At 58.8% G+C, this 18,000-nt stretch carries 15 protein-coding genes; 2 read left to right on the forward strand and 13 right to left on the reverse strand.

Going from position 1 to position 18,000, the window contains the following annotated elements; genetic code table 11:
• Positions 1-158 precede the first annotated feature (158 nt).
• The gene (locus ACN28R_RS05925) at positions 159-1,088 is read left to right on the forward strand and encodes a nucleoside hydrolase (protein WP_095835740.1); all 930 of its coding nucleotides are present in this window, start codon (positions 159-161) and stop codon (positions 1,086-1,088) included.
• Between the two features lie 125 nt (positions 1,089-1,213).
• Here the strand turns inward: ACN28R_RS05925 and ACN28R_RS05930 are convergent, their stop codons facing one another.
• The 13 genes from ACN28R_RS05930 to ACN28R_RS05990 form a co-directional block, all read right to left on the reverse strand.
• Entirely contained in the window at positions 1,214-3,571 is a 2,358-nt protein-coding gene (locus ACN28R_RS05930; RefSeq protein WP_095835741.1) for a penicillin acylase family protein, read from the reverse strand.
• Positions 3,572-3,581: 10 nt separating this feature from the next.
• A complete protein-coding gene (locus tag ACN28R_RS05935; RefSeq protein WP_095833881.1) occupies positions 3,582-4,562 on the reverse strand; it encodes an ABC transporter ATP-binding protein in 981 nt (326 codons plus the stop codon).
• On the reverse strand, positions 4,559-5,551 hold the full coding sequence (locus tag ACN28R_RS05940) for an ABC transporter ATP-binding protein (RefSeq protein ID WP_095833882.1): 993 nt from the start codon (positions 5,549-5,551) through the stop codon (positions 4,559-4,561). The genes ACN28R_RS05935 and ACN28R_RS05940 overlap by 4 nt, the downstream gene beginning before the upstream one ends.
• Entirely contained in the window at positions 5,548-6,333 is a 786-nt protein-coding gene (locus ACN28R_RS05945) for an SDR family NAD(P)-dependent oxidoreductase (protein ID WP_095833883.1), read from the reverse strand. Before ACN28R_RS05945 ends, ACN28R_RS05940 begins: the two co-directional genes overlap by 4 nt.
• An 8-nt stretch (positions 6,334-6,341) precedes the next feature.
• Positions 6,342-7,205: an ABC transporter permease gene (locus ACN28R_RS05950; RefSeq protein ID WP_095833884.1), complete on the reverse strand. Its 864-nt coding sequence runs from the start codon at positions 7,203-7,205 to the stop codon at positions 6,342-6,344.
• A gap of 11 nt (positions 7,206-7,216) precedes the next feature.
• Positions 7,217-8,137 (reverse strand): ABC transporter permease, encoded by a 921-nt coding sequence (locus ACN28R_RS05955; RefSeq protein ID WP_095833885.1) that lies wholly within the window; start codon positions 8,135-8,137, stop codon positions 7,217-7,219.
• Positions 8,138-8,152: 15 nt separating this feature from the next.
• A complete protein-coding gene (locus ACN28R_RS05960; protein WP_048638597.1) occupies positions 8,153-9,655 on the reverse strand; it encodes an ABC transporter substrate-binding protein in 1,503 nt (500 codons plus the stop codon).
• A gap of 59 nt (positions 9,656-9,714) precedes the next feature.
• Complete coding sequence (locus tag ACN28R_RS05965) at positions 9,715-10,647, reverse strand: polysaccharide deacetylase family protein (protein ID WP_095833886.1); 933 nt, start codon at positions 10,645-10,647, stop codon at positions 9,715-9,717.
• A gap of 220 nt (positions 10,648-10,867) precedes the next feature.
• A complete protein-coding gene (locus tag ACN28R_RS05970) occupies positions 10,868-11,545 on the reverse strand; it encodes a glycosyltransferase family 2 protein (protein WP_095833887.1) in 678 nt (225 codons plus the stop codon).
• On the reverse strand, positions 11,542-12,129 hold the full coding sequence (locus ACN28R_RS05975; RefSeq protein ID WP_236840190.1) for a DedA family protein: 588 nt from the start codon (positions 12,127-12,129) through the stop codon (positions 11,542-11,544). The genes ACN28R_RS05970 and ACN28R_RS05975 overlap by 4 nt, the downstream gene beginning before the upstream one ends.
• Entirely contained in the window at positions 12,126-13,271 is a 1,146-nt protein-coding gene (locus ACN28R_RS05980) for a ceramide glucosyltransferase (protein WP_095833889.1), read from the reverse strand. The genes ACN28R_RS05975 and ACN28R_RS05980 overlap by 4 nt, the downstream gene beginning before the upstream one ends.
• Entirely contained in the window at positions 13,268-14,104 is an 837-nt protein-coding gene (locus tag ACN28R_RS05985) for a UDP-2,3-diacylglucosamine diphosphatase (RefSeq protein ID WP_082153064.1), read from the reverse strand. The genes ACN28R_RS05980 and ACN28R_RS05985 overlap by 4 nt, the downstream gene beginning before the upstream one ends.
• 374 nt (positions 14,105-14,478) lie before the next feature.
• A complete protein-coding gene (locus ACN28R_RS05990; protein ID WP_095833890.1) occupies positions 14,479-15,516 on the reverse strand; it encodes a S66 family peptidase in 1,038 nt (345 codons plus the stop codon).
• 758 nt (positions 15,517-16,274) lie between these two features.
• Between ACN28R_RS05990 and ACN28R_RS05995 the strand changes: the two genes are divergently transcribed.
• Positions 16,275-17,945, forward strand: a complete 1,671-nt coding sequence (locus ACN28R_RS05995; protein WP_048638604.1) for a methyl-accepting chemotaxis protein — start codon at positions 16,275-16,277, stop codon at positions 17,943-17,945.
• Positions 17,946-18,000 lie beyond the last annotated feature (55 nt).

The following is an 18,000-nucleotide window of genomic DNA, read 5'->3' on the forward strand; positions in this document are numbered from 1 at the left end:
TCGAGTTGGTGCAAAGGTTATTCAACAGCACTGAAATAAGAGAATGAAGGATACTTATGGCTATTAACTGTGAAGTTATCAAACACGTAACCCAAGCCGGTAAATGGTGGGCCGCCATCGTTATCGCGTTTTGCGCTTTTTCTGCCGCCGCGCAGGGGATGCCGTTCGACGTGGCGGACGGTAAACAGATTCGGGTGATGATCAGCAGCGACGCTAAAAACGAAGCGGATGATGATTTTGCTGTGGCGCATGCGTTGCTGACGCCGACGTTTCAGGTTAAAGGCGTAATTGCTTCCCACTATGCCCGCACCGCGCCGTTAATGAAAAGCGATCCCGGCGCCAGCATGGAAAATAGTTATCAGGAATTAAAACATCTGCTGACACTCATGGAGAAAACCGATGTGCCGGTGTATCGCGGTGCGCTGGACGCGCTGAAAAAAGGGGAAACGTCGCCAGCGTTGAGTGAAGGGGCAAAAGCGCTGATTAAAGAAGCGATGAAAGCGGACGATACTCCGCTGTTTGTGTTAGTTATGGGGCCGGTGACGGATGTCGCCGCTGCGTTGCTAGCCGAACCGCGAATTGCACAGAAAATGACGGTAGTCTGGATTGGCGGCATGCCGTATCCGAAAGGCGGCTGGGAATACAATATGTTTAATGATCCGGTTGCCGCGAATAATGTCTTTACATCGCAGGTTCCGATGTGGCAAGTCCCGCACAATGTCTATATGTCCGTTCGCGTATCGCTTGCGGAACTGGCCGCCCGAGTCAAACCACAAGGTAAGGTTGGGGAGTATTTGTGGCAGCAGATGATTGATTTCAATAGGAAGATTTCTGCCCTTGTCAAAGATGTCCCCTGGCCGAAAAGTGAAGTGTGGGTTCTCGGTGATAATCCCTCCATATCGCTGTTGCTGGATGATCATGAGTACAATTACACGTTAGTCGACGCACCACAGCTCAATGATGATCTCACCTACGCTTCTCAGCCGAATGCACGCCAAATCCGGGTATATAACGCGGTGGATGCCCGGTTCACGTTGGAAGATTTTTACGCCAAGCTGACGTTAACGTATGGCGCGAAAAACGAATGAGTCATGCTGAGAAGAGGGAGCTTAAACCATTGCGATGAGCATCCTGGTGATGCGGTCGGGAGCCGGCGTTGCGTTACAGACTCCGCTGAGGGTTAAATGCGCGCCGGCCCGAATCCTGTAAACCGCTACCCCGGCAGCAGCACTATGCGTTTAAGGGTATGCTCGGCGATTTTTTCCTCGCTATAGAGCAACGGCACATATTCGCCCTGCGCCCAGTGGTCGGCCAGATTGCGGTAATGGGGCGAGCGCGGATCGCCGGACTGGCCGGGGGTATTGATGCAGACTGAATTATCCCAGTTGCCCACGTCCATCACCAGGCGCACCGACGCGCCGGCGGTCACCCTGAAATCGTTTATCCGATAGCTGGCCAGCATCGGCGTCGAGCGGCTGCCGCCCAACGGCAGCGGTCCGGTATTCCATTGCCGAGCCGCCCCAAGCCGGGTGCGGCTGATCGCGTGTTCGAACAGCGTCTGGTGCAGTCGGCCCCATTGCCATTGACTTGCGTCCGCGCCCAAACGTTGGCTGCATTCGTCCCAGGCGGCGGTCAGGCTGTCAAGTATCAGCCGGTTGCGTTCCTGTTCGGCATGGATGCCAAAACGCGCGTCCGGCGTTTCAATCAGTTTCAATAGCGTATCCATATCCCCCGGCTGCAACAGCAACCGCAACTGCGGATCCGGCGCCAGACGGGCAAACAGCGACGGACGCAAATGTTTCATCCACCAGACTTCAAATAACGCCGCCGCGGCGCTGCCGGCGTCGAGCTTATGATCCCAGCCGGCCAGCAGTTGCGCCGCCAGCCGATTCGGCGTGCTCATCGCTTCTTGTCGGCCGATCTGCGCCAGTAAGCGGCACAACAGTTGAGCCGGCAGCGAAAAGGTATCGTTCTGCAACGCCTGCGCGGCCGCCAGCGAATGGGCCGGGTCAGCCGCCAGTACCTGTTTGATGCGCGTCGCCCGACTGCGCTCGGCCCATTCATGACCGATGGATGGCGCATCATAGCCAGCGGGCAGATTCATTTCATTGGCGGTGGCGAAAAAGCCGGCGGCAGGGTTGATACTGCGCGGCAGCCGATCGGCCGGCAGATAGCCGTCCCACTCATAACGGCCGTCGCCCGGCACCGGCAATAGGCCATGCCAGTTATGCCTGACCGGGGTAAAACCGGCGGTGAACCAGCCGATATTGCCCGCCACGTCGGCGCAGACGTGATTCACCGACGGCGTGCCCCACGCCGCCAGCGTGGCGCCAAACGCTTCAACGCTGGCGGCGCGCATGGCGGACAGGCTGCCGAGATAGGCGGCCGCTCCCGGCGACAGCCAGACCGATCGCAACGCGATGGCGAGCCGACGCGCCGGATCTTCATACAACAGCGGGCCGTGACGGGTAAAGGAGAGCGTCAGCGTCTGCGGCGCATAGCCTTTGACGTCGAAGTCTTCCTGCTGACGCTCAATCGACTCCCAGCCGTCTTGATAGCGGTAGCGATCCGCATCTTCCGGCTGGGTCTGGTAAACATATACATCCTCCTGATCGGCGCCAAAGATGGTCAGCCCGAAGGCGGTTTGGCCGTTATGGCCGATCGAGATGCCCGGCGCGCTGGGCTCGCCGGCGCCAATGGCGTTAAATCCCGGCGCCTGCAGATGGACCAGATAGCGCAGCGACGGCGCCGCATGAGCGCGATGAGGGTCGCTGGCCAGCAGCGGCCGCCCGCTGTCGGTGCGGCTGCCATGCACCACCCAGTTGTTGGAGCCTTCTTCACTGCTGGCGCGCACAATATCGCCCAGATCGGTGACTTCGCTCCATGCCCAGGCCTGCTCAAGCGTGGCGGTCAGCCGGGCATCGTCAAAGCTGACCGGGGCGGTCGCCAGTTTAAACAACTTTAGCGCCTCAAGCGGTATATCTTCAGCCAGTAGTCCGTCCGCGAACTGCGCTTCCACCGGCGGCGTGATGCCCGAGCGCAGCAGATCGGTGGCGGCATCGCTGCGCGCCAGCACGTTGGCGCGTAAAATCTCCGAGGCGCCGTTGCGCGTCAGCGCATGAGTACGGATGCGCACCACATCCTCCGGCCGCCAGCGCGCCGGGCGAGTGCCGAACAGGGCAAACTCCGGCGGCAGGCGATCGGGTTCGCGTTGGCACAAGGCGATCCAGGCGTTGATACCGGCGGCGAAAGCGCTGCAGAGGGTTTGGGCGTCGTCCGCATAGGATTTCCACTCCGCTTCCATATCGCCGCGAAACAGAAAATGGCGAGCGGCATGATCCTGCGCCAGATAGCCGGGGCCGAAATCGGCGGCCAGCAGACCGAGGCCGCGTTTGCGCCACAGATCCAGTTGCCAGAGCCGATCGCGGGCGGCGTTGACCCCCTGGGCAAAAAACAGATCTTGCAGATTATCGGCGCGAATATGGCTGATGCCCCAGCGATCGATCCGCAGTTCGCAGGCGGCTTCCAGTCCGGGCAATGACAGGGTTTCGGTTTCAATAGCGTGATGCATCGGATCCTCGTTAAACATGATGACAGGCGACGCGAGCGCCGTCAGCCCGCGGCGTCAGTTGCGGGCGCTGTCTGGCGCACAGTTCGGTCGCCAGCGGGCAGCGGGTGTGAAACGCGCAGCCCGGCGGAATACGGGCGGGGCTGGGCAGTTCGCCGCCAAGAATAAAACCTTGTTTGCTGCGCTGTACGACGGGATCCGCCTGCGGCACCGCCGCGATCAACGCCTGGCTGTAAGGGTGCTTGGGGTTGGCGAAAAAAGTATCGCGCGCGGCGATCTCGACGAAGCGTCCGAGATACATCACCACCACTCGATCGCAGATATGGCGCACCACCGCCAGATCGTGCGACACAAACAAGTAGGCGACGCCGGTACGCTGCTGTAATGCCACCAGTAGGTTGAGGATCTGCGCTCGTACCGAGACATCCAGCGCCGATACCGGCTCATCGCAAATCACCAGCGCCGGTTCCAGCGCCAGCGCGCGGGCGATCACCACCCGTTGGCGCTGGCCGCCGGAAAATTGATGCGGATAACGGTCGGCGTGCTCCGGCCGCAGCCCGACCTGTTGCAGCAATGTGGCGACCCTGGCGCGTAGCTCGCCGCCACGGGCCAGACCACAGGCCAGCAGCGGTTCGCCAATCGCCGCGCCGATGGTGGCGCGCGGATCGAGCGATAGCGCCGGATCCTGAAAAATCATCTGCACCTGCCGGCGTATCGCCTTCAGCGCCTTGGAACCGGCTCCCACCACCTGCTCGCCGCCGATGCGCACGCTACTGCCGGCGAGCGGTTTTTGCAGACCGACCAGCGTATTGGCCAGGGTGGATTTGCCACAGCCGGACTCTCCCACCAGCGCCACCGTCTCGCCGCTGGCGATATCCAGGTCAACGCCGTTAACCGCTTGCACCACCGGCGCCGTCTTACCGAACAGACCGCTGCGGCCGCCGAAATGCACCGCCACATCGCGCGCTTCCAGAATCATTCTGTCGCCGCTCATCGCAAAACCTCGTTCATCTCTTTTATCCGCCCGATATGCCAACAGGCGGAACGGTGTCCATCGCCGCAGTCAAACAGCGGCGGCCGTTCGTCCCGGCAGCGCGGCGTCGCCAGCGGACAGCGTTCGACGAAACGGCAGCCGGCAATAAACTGCTGCGCCATCGGCACGCTGCCCTCGATCGTGGCCAGCAGCGCTTTCGGCTCGTCATCGAGTCGCGGGACGCTGGCCAACAGCAGGGCGGTATAGGGATGCGCCGGCGCACGGAACAGCGTGTGCACCGGCGCAATTTCGGCGATACGGCCGGCATACATCACCGCGACATGGTCCGCCATGTCGGCCACCACGCCCATATCATGGGTGATCAGCACGATCGCGGTGCCTCGTTCGGCCGCCAGCCGCTTCATCAAATCCAGGATCTGCGCCTGGATGGTGACGTCCAGGGCGGTGGTGGGCTCATCGGCCACCAGCACCTTGGGGTCGCAGATCAGCGCGATGGAGATCATGATGCGCTGGCACATACCGCCGGACAGTTCAAACGGGTATTGATGAAGGCGGCGATCGGGATCGGCGATACCGACGGCCTCCAACATCTGTCGCGCCCGGGCCAGCGCCGCCTGCCGGGATACGCCATGATGGATACGGTAGGCGTCGGCGATCTGCGCGTCCACCGTGGTCAGCGGATCCAGACAGGCGCTGGGCTCCTGGAAGATAATGGAAATATCCTTACCGCGCGCCTGACGTAGTTGGCGTTCGGACAGTGCGGCCAGATCGGTCTGCGCCAGCATGATGCGGCCGGCTGTGCGGCGCGCCGCCGGCGGCAACAGGCCGAGCATGGCGTAGGCGGTCAGGGATTTGCCGCAGCCCGATTCCCCCACCAGCGCCATGACCTGACCGGGAGCGACGTCAAACGATACATCGTCCAGCACCGCCGCGCCGTCGATATCAATCGACAGATTTTCCACGCTCAGCAGCCGCTCGCTTGCCTTCATTGGCGTTCCTCAGCCGCCGGCGAGGGGCGCTGATATGTGCCGATGGAGTTGCCGCCGTCCACGCTCAGCACCGCCCCGGTGATAAAGCTGGCGCGGGCGGAGCACAGATAACCAATGGCCGCCGGCGCGTCTTCCGGTCCGCTGGCGCGGCCCAGCGGGATGCGCGCCAACATATTCTTGATATAGTCACCGGACAGCAGGCTGACCTCGCTGCCCGGCGCAAAACCCGGCTCGACCACATTGACACGGATGCCGTATTCGGCCAGTTCCAGCGCAAAACCTTTGGATAACCGTTCCAGCGCGCTTTTCGAGGTACAGTAGGGCACCGAATTCTGGTTCATCTTGCGCGCCGCGCCGGAAGAGATGTTGACGATACAGCCTTGCTTCCCGACGCCGATCATCAACTGCGCCATTTCCCGCATCAGCACGAACGGCGCGCGCAGATTTACGTCGAATACGCGGTCCCAGTCGGCCAGATCCATCTCCAGCAGACCAAAGCGGGTATAAATACCGGCGTTATTGATCAGAATATCGGGCGCGCCCCACGCCTGCCGCACATGGGCCGCCAGATCCAGCAGCGAGCCGTTATCGGTCAGTTCGGTGGTATGCAACAAGGTGGTCGCCGCATCCAGACCCAGTTGCTCCACCGTAGCCTGCAGCGCCTCGGCGCGGTTATCGCTCAGGCACAGCTGCGCCCCTTCGCGGGCAAACCAGGCGGCTATCCAGCGTCCGAAAATACCGGCGGCGCCGGTGATCACGACTTTTTTGTTTGCAAATTCCATAGTATCCCTCAGCGAATACGGGAGCGGGGATCGAGCCGATCGCGCAGCCAGTCGCCCAGCACGTTAACGGAAAAAACCAGCAGGAACAGACAGGCGCCCGGAAAGGCGACAATCCACCAGGCGCGTTCGATATACTGCCGGCCGACGCTCATAATCGAACCCCAACTGGAGGCCGGCGGCTGAATACCCAGCCCGAGAAACGACAACCCGGCCTCCATCAGGATCATCAGGCCAAACTCGGCGGTGGCGACAATCAGCAACGGACCGGCGATATTCGGCAAAACATGACGTAGCAGAATGCGCGCCGCCCCGGCGCCGGCCAGCTCGGATGCCTTGATAAACGGCAGGTTGGCGACTTGCAGCGTTTGGGCATAGGCTACACGCGTGTAGCGCGGCCAGCGGGTTAACGCCAGCACCAGCACCAGTTTGAGAAAGCCCGGCCCCAGCACCGCCACCGTTAGCACCGCCAGCAGGATCGCCGGAATCGACATCATAATATCCACCAGCCGCATGATCAGGGCTTCGACGGCGCCGCGAAACCAGCCGGCAATCATACCCAGCGTCACCCCGACCAGGGTTGAGACCACCACCGACAGTACCGCTACGCTCAGCGAGACGCTGGCGCCGTATAAGGTGCGCGACAACAGATCGCGGCCCAGATCGTCGGTGCCGAGCCAGAAAGTGATCCCCCTGGCCTCGAAGCCCGGCGGCCTCAGCCGCGCCAGCAGGTTTTGCCGCGCCGGATCCATCGGCGCGATCCAGGGGGCGAATATCGCCAGCAGTACGATTACCGCCAGAATCAGCGCGACAATCAGCACCGAAAGCGGCACCTTTCTCTTGCTCCTTGCGACCGCCGGATGGACGAATTGCATATTGCGGCTCCTCAACGCGCCAGACGGATACGCGGATCGACCAACGCGTACACCAGGTCGGCGAGAATGCTGGTCATAACATAGACAAAGGAAATCAGCAGCACAATCACCTGTACCACCAGGAAATCCCGCGACTGAATGGACTGGATCGCCAACTGGCCGATGCCCGGCCAGGCGAACACCGTTTCGATAATCACCGCTCCGGCCAACAGGTTGCCAATCTCCAGCGCGGCGATGGTAATCACCGGGATGGCCGCGTTGCGCAGCACGTGGCGGCGGACGATAGCGCTGCGGGACATTCCCCGGGCCAGCGCCGCCCTGACGTACTCTTTGCCCAGTTCATCAAGCACCGAGATGCGCGTCATGCGGGCGAACGTTGACATGGAAATTGCACCGAGGGCGATAGAGGGCATGATCAGCGCGGACAGCTCCTGCGATCCCGACGTCGGCAGCCAGCGCAGGGTGACGGCAAAGATAAAAATCAGCAAAATGCCCGATAAAAAGGTGGGCACGCTTTGGCCGGTGACCACGATGGCGGTCAACAACCGTTCCAGCCAGCCGCCGCGCCGCGTCGCCATCAGGATGCCGATCGGAATACCGGCGCCGATAGCCACCAGCAGCGCGCCGGCCGCCAGCATCAAGGTATAAGGTAGTCTGGAGGCGACGATCTCCAGCGCCGGAACCCGTTGCACCACGGAAATGCCGAAATCCAGATGAAGCAGATCGTGCAGATAGGCCAGATACTGCACCCCCAGCGGCCGGTCGAAACCCAACTGCCGGCGCAGGGCGTTGATCATCTCGGCGGAGGCATCCTGCGGCACCAGCAGCAGGGTGGGATCCCCCGACAGGTGCATAATCATAAATACGATGGTCAGCACCCCGAGAATGGCGATAGCGGCATGCAACAGCCGTCCGGCTATATATCTCAACACATCGCGCCCCTCTGGCTACGGCTTCGGCTTCCAGCTCATATCCATCACGAACATCGCTTCGTTGGCGCTCGGCTGCCACTCCAGGTGCTTGCTGGCGCCGTATATGGCATAGGCCTGATACAGCCCGATGCCGGGCACCTCGTCACGCAGGATTTGATAGGCCTGGCGATATTTTTCCAGCCGCTGCTGGCTGTCGAGGATCGAGCGCGCGCTGTCCACCAGGGCGTCAAAGTCGGCATTGTGGTACTTGGCCCATAGGCTGCCGCTGCGGAACAGCGGGAAAATCACGCCGTCCGCATCCTGGCAGGCGCAGGACCAGGCGCCAAGAGCCAGACCGCCGGCATTGGCGGCGTCACCCTGACGCCGTTTCAGGAAGGTCGGCTGATCGCTGGACTGAATTTCCACCTTCAGGCCGACATCGTTAATCATCTGCTGAATGGCCTCGACCATGGCGCGGCTGTAAACCGGCGAGGTCAGGAAGGTGATGGTCGCCCCTTCGGCGCCAGCGGCCTTGACCCGTTCGCGCGCCTTATCCGGATCGTACGGATAGCCCTGCACCTGGTCGGTATAGCCAAACACCGGCGGCGCGCCGAGCACGTTGACCGGCGCGGCATAGCCTTCCAGCAGCGCGTCGATCAGCGCCTGGCGATCGATGGCATAGGCGATGGCCTGACGGACGCGAACATCGCTGGTCGGCCCCGCCTGGGCATTGATAAACAGATAGCCGATGCGCTCGGTGGGCGCCGACAGCACCTGCGTATCGGGGTTATTTTGCACGGCGGCGGTCTGATCCGGCGGCAGATCGCGGATCAAATCCGCTTTGCCGGTCTGTAGATCGGCAATCCGGGTAGCCACATCGGGCACCGCGCGGAATACCACCCGCGGAAAGGGCGGCGTAGCCCGCCAGTAGCGCTCGTTCGCCTGTAATTCTATCTGCACGCCCTTTTGCCAGTTAAGCAGCCGGTAGGGGCCGCTGCCCATGGGGCGCTGATTGAATTGCTGGTCGCCAACCTTTTCCACATAGGCCTGCGGGACGATGGAGAGCTTGACCAGTTGCGCCAGCAGCGCCGGGTAAGGGGATTTGGTGGTTATGCGTACCTGGTTGGGGCCGGTGACTTCCGCGCTATTAATCTGATCAAACTGGGATAACTGGGGGCTTTTCAGTTCAGGATTGATGATGCGCTTGATGCTGTAGACCACATCGGCGGCGCTGAGTTTGCTGCCGTCCTGAAAGCTGACATCCTCGCGGATCTGGAAGTCGATGGTGGTATCGTTGATATAGGTCCAGGAGGTCGCGATTTGCGGCGCGATTTTGCCGGCGGCATCGCGGGTCAGCAAATTATCGAATATATTGCGATAGACGCTATAGCTGTCGGTATTCCATTGCAGGTGCGGATCGAGCGTCGCCGCATCGCCCGGCAAATCGATGGTCAGGGTTTCTTTTACCGGCTGGGCGACCGCCAGTGAGGCCGTCAGCATCAGGGCGGCGGCAGCGACCCATCTCAATTTTATAGACATGTTCGTCACTCTCTTCAGACCAGAAAACAGGAGTATTTCCCGCCGGCGCCGCTGATGGGCTATCGCGGGGTATTGCGCTCCAGACCGGCGCTGGCGGCGCAGAATGCCGCCAGATCCGCGTGGGTGGTAAACCAGACATCGCCTTTGGACTGCGCCAGACGGATGACCTCTTCCAGCAGGAACAGCCGCGAACGATGTCCTGAATGGTGGGGGTGGAGGGTCAACTGAAACAGGCCGCCTTCCTGGTAGGCCATTTCCAGTTCTCGCTGCAAAATGCCCAATACCATCAGCGGATCGCCATAGGGACGGGCGGCGCTCATCCGATCCATGGCAAAGTAGGGAGCGTCGTCGCGGATCCACTCCACCGGGATTTCGACGATGCCGGTCGGCTGGCCGTCTTCCAGGAGTTCATAGGGTTCGTCGTCGGCCATTAGCGAAGAGTCGTAGAGCAACGCCATTTCGCGGGCGATACCAAGCGTGGCGGGGCTGAAATCCCATGAGGCTGTGCGCATGCCCACCGGCCGGGCGCCCGACAACCGTTCCAGCACATCGGCGGCGCGCAGGGTCAGATCGCGTTCGGTGTCGGCGTCAAGAGCGGAGTTAAACTCATGGATCCAGCCGTGTATGCCGATTTCATGGCCCGCCGCGGCCACATTGCGCACTTCTTCGGCGTTGATCATCGCCGATACCGCCGGTACAAAAAACGAAGCCGGCACGCCATATTTTTCCAGCAGACGCAGGATGCGCGGCATGCCGGCACGTGCGCCGTACTGACCCTGGCTCAGGCGTCCCGCCGACCGTCCGCCGTTACGTAATTCAAATGTCTCATGATCGGCATCGAAAGAGAGGGCGACGGCCATACGCGCGCCGTCTTTCCACGCTTGCGGTTTCAGCGACCGGCCGGCGCGGACGCGCTCCACCTGGCGCCGCCAGAGTTCGTCCGGCCACAGCCAAGGCGCATCGGCAGAGTACGGCCCTTCCAGCTCAAACATATTATGTTGCCTTATTGTTGTCCGCCCTTTAAAAACTTGAGTAATAGTGCCGGATAATCAAGCGCAAAAAGAATAACGATGTCGATTCATATAACCACATAGTTTAATTGGCGGTCAAGTATTGACCATTGAATGCATAGGGGATACTTGCGAACTTATCGTACGCTGTCGTTGGGTCAGCGGAACAGGCGCTTGGGACGAGAAGGGGAAGCCGGACGAATCAGGCCCGGCGTCGGCGCAACAGGGTGAGGATTTGTCGCAGCGCTTCACGCAGCGAGATGGTGCGGAAAATATCACGCATCATGGCGGCATCGGCGCGCAGACCGGGCAGCCAGCCCATCTTGGCGGCTTTGTAAGGACTGATGACGCGGGACCATTTTACGACCCGGATGCGTACATGCTGCGCGATCCAGATCTGATTGAGCCATACCTCCAGCCCGAAATGCGGCAGCGAACGTAATTCATCCAGACGTGCGGCAACCATGGCGCGGGCGAATACGCGTTCTCCGGAAATATAGTCAAGGCCGATGATGCGCCAGGGCAGGGGGCTGTTATGCCGCAGACTGATCGTGACGTCGGCCTGCTGTTGCCGTACCGGCTGTACGAGAGAGGTGATGTCGTCGGCCGTCAGTCCGACCAGGTCAGCATCAAGCAGCAACAAATGGCTGCCGGTGGCGGCGGCAATGCCTTCCGCCACGGCCCGGCTCTTGCCCCGGTTTTCCGGCAGTCTGATGACCGTTACTCCCTGGCGCTGCGCCAGTTCGGCCGTGCCATCGGAGGAGTGATCATCCACGACGATGATTTCGGACAGCAATGGATGGCGGCTCACCGCGTCAAGCACGTTGCCGATCCGCAGCGCTTCGTTGTAGGCCGGAATGATGCAGCTTACGGAGATCATTTTTCCGGTCTCAACCACATCACGCCGACGACCACCACCAGAATCAGCAGAGCCAGAGAGACATACACCATCCAGTGGTCAACCTGCTCGATGGCATGGCCGAACGTCCAGCCCACGGCGATAAAAAATAGGCTCTTGGGGATGGTGGCCAGGGTGTTATAGAACAAAAAACTGCCAAAATTCATGCGCGCCATGCCGGCCGCCGCCAGGACAACCGCGCCAGCCGAATGGGTCATCTTACCGAACACCAGTATCCTGCCCCCCCGGTTGTCGAAACTGCTGACCATCTTCTCCAATCTGGCGCGGCTTAGTCCCAGGCGGGCCAGCCATTTGGGCGGCTGGCCTTCAGGATTTATCACCCAGCGGCCCAGGGCGTAAAATCCCGTGTCGCCGACCAGATCGCCGAGGATGACGATGACGCACACCGCGCTCAGACTAAAGTAGTCGAGACGGGCCATGTAGGCGGCAATCACGGTGACGATGGGCCCCTCGATGACCGCCAGTGGCGTGAGCAACATCAGCCCATGCGCTCTGATGAGCGTCTCTATGGTTTGCAGATCGAACATGCCAATTTCTCTTTTCACTTCCCGGGTTGCCGATTGCCCGAGGGCGATGGCTTCGCATCCAGTGTATTGCCGCGCCAGACGAAGCTACGCCCGGTCCAGCACCATAACCACAGTGCGGGGAACAGGATATCGCGGATCACCATCGCCAGTATGTCTTGCGGGCGGTGAGGCCAGTCGACCGCTTTTGCCAGTCCCCATTCCGCAGCATACCACATCACCATCAGCATCGGCGGTATCGCCCAGGGGAAAACGCCTGTCGCCGCCAGATAGACCGCCGCCGCCAGCGGCGGCAGCGATCCCAATAATATCTCAGGGATAAACAGCCACAGAAAACCAAAACGCCGGATACGCGCCCAACGCAACTGGCGGCTCCACACCGCGCTCAGGCTGCGGCGGCCAATCGGCAGCGGAAAGGGGCGCGGGGGCAGACGCACCTTCAACCCGGCGTTACGCACCAGTTTGGTTGACGCGACGTCCTCCGCCAGTTCGGCGCCAAGCGCGGCCAGACCGCCGCCGTTTTCCAGTACGTCGCGGCGCCAGAAGAGCGTTTTCCCCTGGGCAAAGCCCATACCCGCGAAATCGGACAGAAATTGCCAGCGAGCCTGATGGGTATTAAACATCGCCGCTTCCACCGCCCCCCATAGATTCTGCGGGCGTATCCCGACGGCGGGCGAACTGACCAGCCCGGTCTGGTCGTCAAAGGTATCCATCAGCGAACGCAGATAATCAGCGGGCAGCAGCAGGTTGCTGTCGGCCATCACCACCCACTGCGCATGGGTAGCCTGCCAGGCTTTGTTAAGGTTGTTTATCTTGGGATTGCCGGAGATCCGGTCTTCGCCGATCAGCAGACGCGCAGGCTGCTGCGGATAAGAGGCGATGACCTTTTCCGCCAGCGGGATGACCGGATCATTCGCGGAAGCGACGCAGAACAGGATTTCATAGGCGGGATAGTCCTGCTGAAAGCTCGAACGCATCGTTTCTTCTTCGAAGCTATCCTGACCGCACAGGGGACGCGCCAGCGCGATAAAAGGATACGCCCCGCCGGCTTGTTTTTTATTCACCGGACGACGCAGACGCCACAGGGCAAGGGCGAGGGAGCCAAACTGAATTACGGTGAGCGCGCCGCAGATTACGACGGCGAAAATGGCGATTAAGGTCATGCGGTGGCGGTCTCACTCTTGGGTTCTGAAACGGTAATAGTCGAGGTCGTATCCGATAACAACGATGACGGACAACTGCTCCAGTCGATCAGACTGAATCGGCCCAGGGTATCTTCCGCGATGGCGCTCAAGTTGCTAACCCAGTCCCCGCAGTTGGCATACAAAACGCCGTCGCGCGTCTGTAGCGCGGGTTTGTGCAGGTGTCCGCAAATGATGCCGTCGGCGTCGTGTCGCCTGGCCAGCTCGATCAGCCGCTGTTCAATGCGGCAGCCATATTTCAACAGCGAGCCGACCCGGTTTATCAGGCGAAGCGGGGCGGGCGTTTCCACGCTACGGCCGGTGCGGCGAGAACGCATCAACTCCTGTCTGCGGAGCAGATACCAGTCGATGCCGCTACCCAGACGCGAGATGGCATAAGAACGCCCGGGCCAGAAGTCGCAGCAGTCTCCGTGCAATACAAGGTAGCGCCGTTTGTCGGCGCCCTTGTGGATGATCGGGCCGGCGGTGGGGGCAATGGAAGTCAATTGCGGGTTAATGTCCTCTCCGGTCAGGCTGAGCGGATCGTGATTGCCGGGAAGCCGCACTATTTTAACGCCCTGTTGCTCGCGGCGGCAGAGCAAATCAATGATGAAGTCATGCTGTGGGGTCCAGTGGACGGCGCGGCGATGCCAGAAATCAAACGTATCGCCCACCAGATAGATATGATCGGCTTCGTGTAGTCTAAGGAACGCTAATAGTTTATCTGCGCGGCATCTCCGTGAGCCAAGATGAAGATCTGAAAGAAAAAGACTGCGATAGCGCATCGGAGAGTGGAAACGACCATAAGGTGACATAACTTCCTCCAAATCCAGGCATCAGTTTATTGATAGCCAAAAACGCTCGGATAATACGTATCATTCATATCCATATCACTACTATAGGATAGTTGTTAAATCAGGGCGTACCCAAAGTAATGAACTCCTGTGTCTTTGCTGGCGGGCGAGTGGCGCTAAAAGATCCCGCCGATTCGATCCGCCATAACGAAACTGAGATCTAGCATAAATACAAGGCATCTTGCCGATGAATTCTTAAGGAAATATTAAGGGGTTACCCGCGTATTTCACCAAGGGTGCCATATCGCGGATATATTTAACCTGAATCAGTTACGGGAGGCGGGCCGGTAAGTGGTTTTGGGCGCTTCGTTTGCTGGGACTAAGCCGCATGTCGATTATAATTGTTGAGAAATCGACCCACCTTTCCCACTAAATGAAATGGTCGCCAATGCTCCGTTGACCAATGAAAGTTGCGGGGGAACGTGACCAATATCGACATCATAAATTACCGGTACTTTAAGATGGCTCAATGCCGAAATAAGTGCATCAAAGTAGTTTTGTCGCTCAGGTTCAGCGGCATCTGGCGCAGCGTTTCTACCGATCAGAATGCCGGCAACGTTGTCGAACCAACCGTGCATACGCAAGCTAAATAAAGCGCGTGTTAATTCGCACGGCCTCATTTCCACATTTTCAAAATACAAGATCACCCCGTCGTCTTTATTCTGCTCACAGAATTGAGGAAGATTACCAAATCGAGTACCTGCTAACCTTGAAATAGTATCCAAACACCCACCAATCAAACGACCCTTAAAACTTACCGTAGAAGGACTTCCGTCAAGGCGTTTCCACTCCGTTTGCTGTGTGAGGTTAAATGCCGCATCCGGTTCTTCTCGCCAGTCATTCTCTTTTTTTTGATACGCGGAGGAAGACTGCTGTTTAATCATCGTCCCCCGTTCACTTTCTAAAACAGACCATATACCTTCTGTAGTTAGGTCTACTACTTTAGCTCCAAGCTCCATAAGATTAGGGCCATGCACCGTTGCCCAACCTGAAATTGTGGTCAGCGGAAAATGTAATGTACTGAGATCGGAATAACCGACAAACCATTTTGGCTCAGCTTGTGCTAATCGCTCAAAATCGATTAATTCAAGTAATTCCATTGCTAGCTCGCCTCCCCAGGGCGGCATAATTGCCTTTATCTCGGTGTTGTTAAGAAAATCTGTCAGCTCTTTCGCACGTGAAATTCTGTTCGCACTTTTATTTTTATATTCGGAACGTAAACAATTCCCTTCTATAACGCTAAATCCCCTTTTTTTCAGCGCATTTTTAGCAAGTTCGAGTCGCGGGTGTAATGTGCGAGGAACGCCTGTCGATGGCGCGGTAATAGCGATTAAATCGCCTGGGATCAGCTTCGAGGGGAAACGGATACTCATCCGATGAATCCTTATCAGTGATATGCATCCATGTATTATATACGCGTCATCCTACAAGTTGCCTGTACGTTGGCTTTATTCCTCGACCCATCTTTTCGACGAGTTTGTCACTGTATCGCCGCCTTTGCGCAACTCGCATGATTTAGCGCGCAACAGCACGCCAAATCATATTAGTGACAGTGTCACTATTTTTAATTGGTTTTTATAATTAATATTTCGAGTATAATCACAGCGTTAGCATGCGCGGGCCTTCAGGGGCGTATTTAAGGCATCTGGATGCTCGGCACATGCCAAAAATGGGTGACGGGCGGCTGCCCGCGCTAAGTACAAACTGGTCGAGCGGTGCGCCTGGCTTCCGCCGAACCACCAGCTTTGTTAAATATTGCAATAGTATTTAACGATCAAAATGATTTATTCGATTTGTATTATCTATTAAAGTCAACTATTTGATCGTTATTATCAATAAGCTATATAAACTTCCTTCCCCCTCAGCCGATAAATGACAATGCCATTGGGAACATTCCCCGTCATATCTCTGCATTTGAAAATCCCATGTGCAAGGTATCTGGTTGGTACATTTTTTAACCAGGCGTCGGCCTTGTTCCATCAAACGGCAACCATTTTTTCAGCGTAGGTTTTGCGGCGGTTTCCCGTTAAACGTCGGGAGAAACGTATGAAATCCATAACGAAATGTGAGTCATACACGTAAAAGGCTGGCACTGGGCAAGCCTTATATACACTTTGAGGGTAGCGGGAAAGTGAAAAACTTCAGAATCGGCATTCGGCTGGCAGTGGGGTTTGGCGTACTCATTGTCTTTTCTCTGGTTATGCTGGTCAGCGGCGTCTATCAGCTTCGGCAGATTGACCAAAGCACACAGCGGATGATGCAGGAGCCGCTGAATAAAGAACGGCTGGTGGCGGACTGGTTCAGCGTTATCAGCGCCAGCGTGCAGCGATCCACCGCGGTGGCGCGTAGCAGCGATGGTTCATTGGCGGAACTGTTCGCGGCGGACAACGCCTCAGCCACGAAAGAATCCAGCGCACGGCAGGAACAGTTTGCCAAATTGGTCAGCAGCCCGGAGGAGAAGGCGCTGTTCGATAAGCTGAGTGAAGTCCGCCAGGTTTACATCCGAGCGCGCGACGCCATCTCCGCCGCCAATGCGAACGGTCAACGCGAACAGGCGCAACAGCTTTTTGAACAGGATTTCCGCCCCTCCTCGCGTAATTATCTGGATACGCTGCAGGCTCTGCGCGACCAGCAACGCGCCACAATCAATCAACTGGGCGCGGATATTTCCAGGAATGCCGGCAACGGCTACCTCTTTCTGGGGATCATCGGCCTATTGATTACCGTCGCCGGCTCGTTGCTCGCCTGGACGTTCACCCGCAGTATCGTGCGGCCATTGGAAAACGCCTTGCAGATTACGAATGCCGTGGCCGGGGGCGACCTCATGCATAACGTGCGTGGTGAAGGCCGGGATGAAACCGCGCAGTTGCTTCATGCCTTGCAGGAAATGACCATCCAGTTGCGTACCATCGTGGGCGAGGTTCGTCAGGGTTCTGAATCCATTGCCGGGGCATCTTCGCAAATCGCGGCGGGCAACCTCGATCTGTCCAGCCGTACCGAAGAACAGTCCAGCGCGTTGCAGGAAACGGCGGCGGCCATTGAACAGTTGGCTTCAACCGTGCGCCAGAACGCGGAAAACGCCAAGCAGGCCAATCAACTGGCGCAATCAACCACCGGTCAGGCCCAGGCCGGCGGGCAGTTGATGAACGACGTGGTGCAGACCATGGGCGCGATCGACACCTCATCCAGGAAGATCGTGGATATTATCAGCGTGATCGACGGCATCGCCTTCCAAACCAACATCCTGGCGTTGAACGCCGCGGTGGAAGCCGCCCGCGCCGGCGAGCAGGGACGCGGTTTCGCCGTGGTGGCCGGAGAGGTTCGCAGTCTGGCCCAGCGTAGCGCCTCGGCGGCCAAAGAGATCAAAGAGCTGATCGACCATTCGGTACAGACCGTGCAAACGGGCAACCGGTTGGTGGAACAGGCGGGAACATCGATACTGGACATCGTTAACGGCGTACGCAAGGTCAGCGATCTGGTGGGCGAAATCAGCAGCGCCAGTCAGGAGCAGTCGCTGGGTATCGATCAGGTCAACATCGCGGTCAATCAGATGGAACAGACGACATTGCAGAACGCCGCGTTGGTGAACGAAGCCTCGGCGGCCACCCAGTCGCTGCAACAGCAGGCTGAGCAACTGGAGCAGGTGGTAAGCGTATTCCGGCTGACGGAAGAACAGCAGATATCCAGTTCCGCCGCGGCCGCCAGCCGCTCGGCACCGGCGGCTACCGCACCGCGCGCGGCGCTGGCGCTTAAACCGGCGGCCGACGCCAAATCCGCTGAAGGGGGCTGGAGCTCTTTTTAACCAAAATCACTGTGACGTCGGCAAACTCGGCAGTGGCGGACATCCTGTGCGCCAC

It is taken from the genome of Brenneria goodwinii (assembly GCF_002291445.1).
In the GTDB taxonomy this organism is placed as follows: Bacteria; Pseudomonadota; Gammaproteobacteria; order Enterobacterales; family Enterobacteriaceae; genus Brenneria; species Brenneria goodwinii.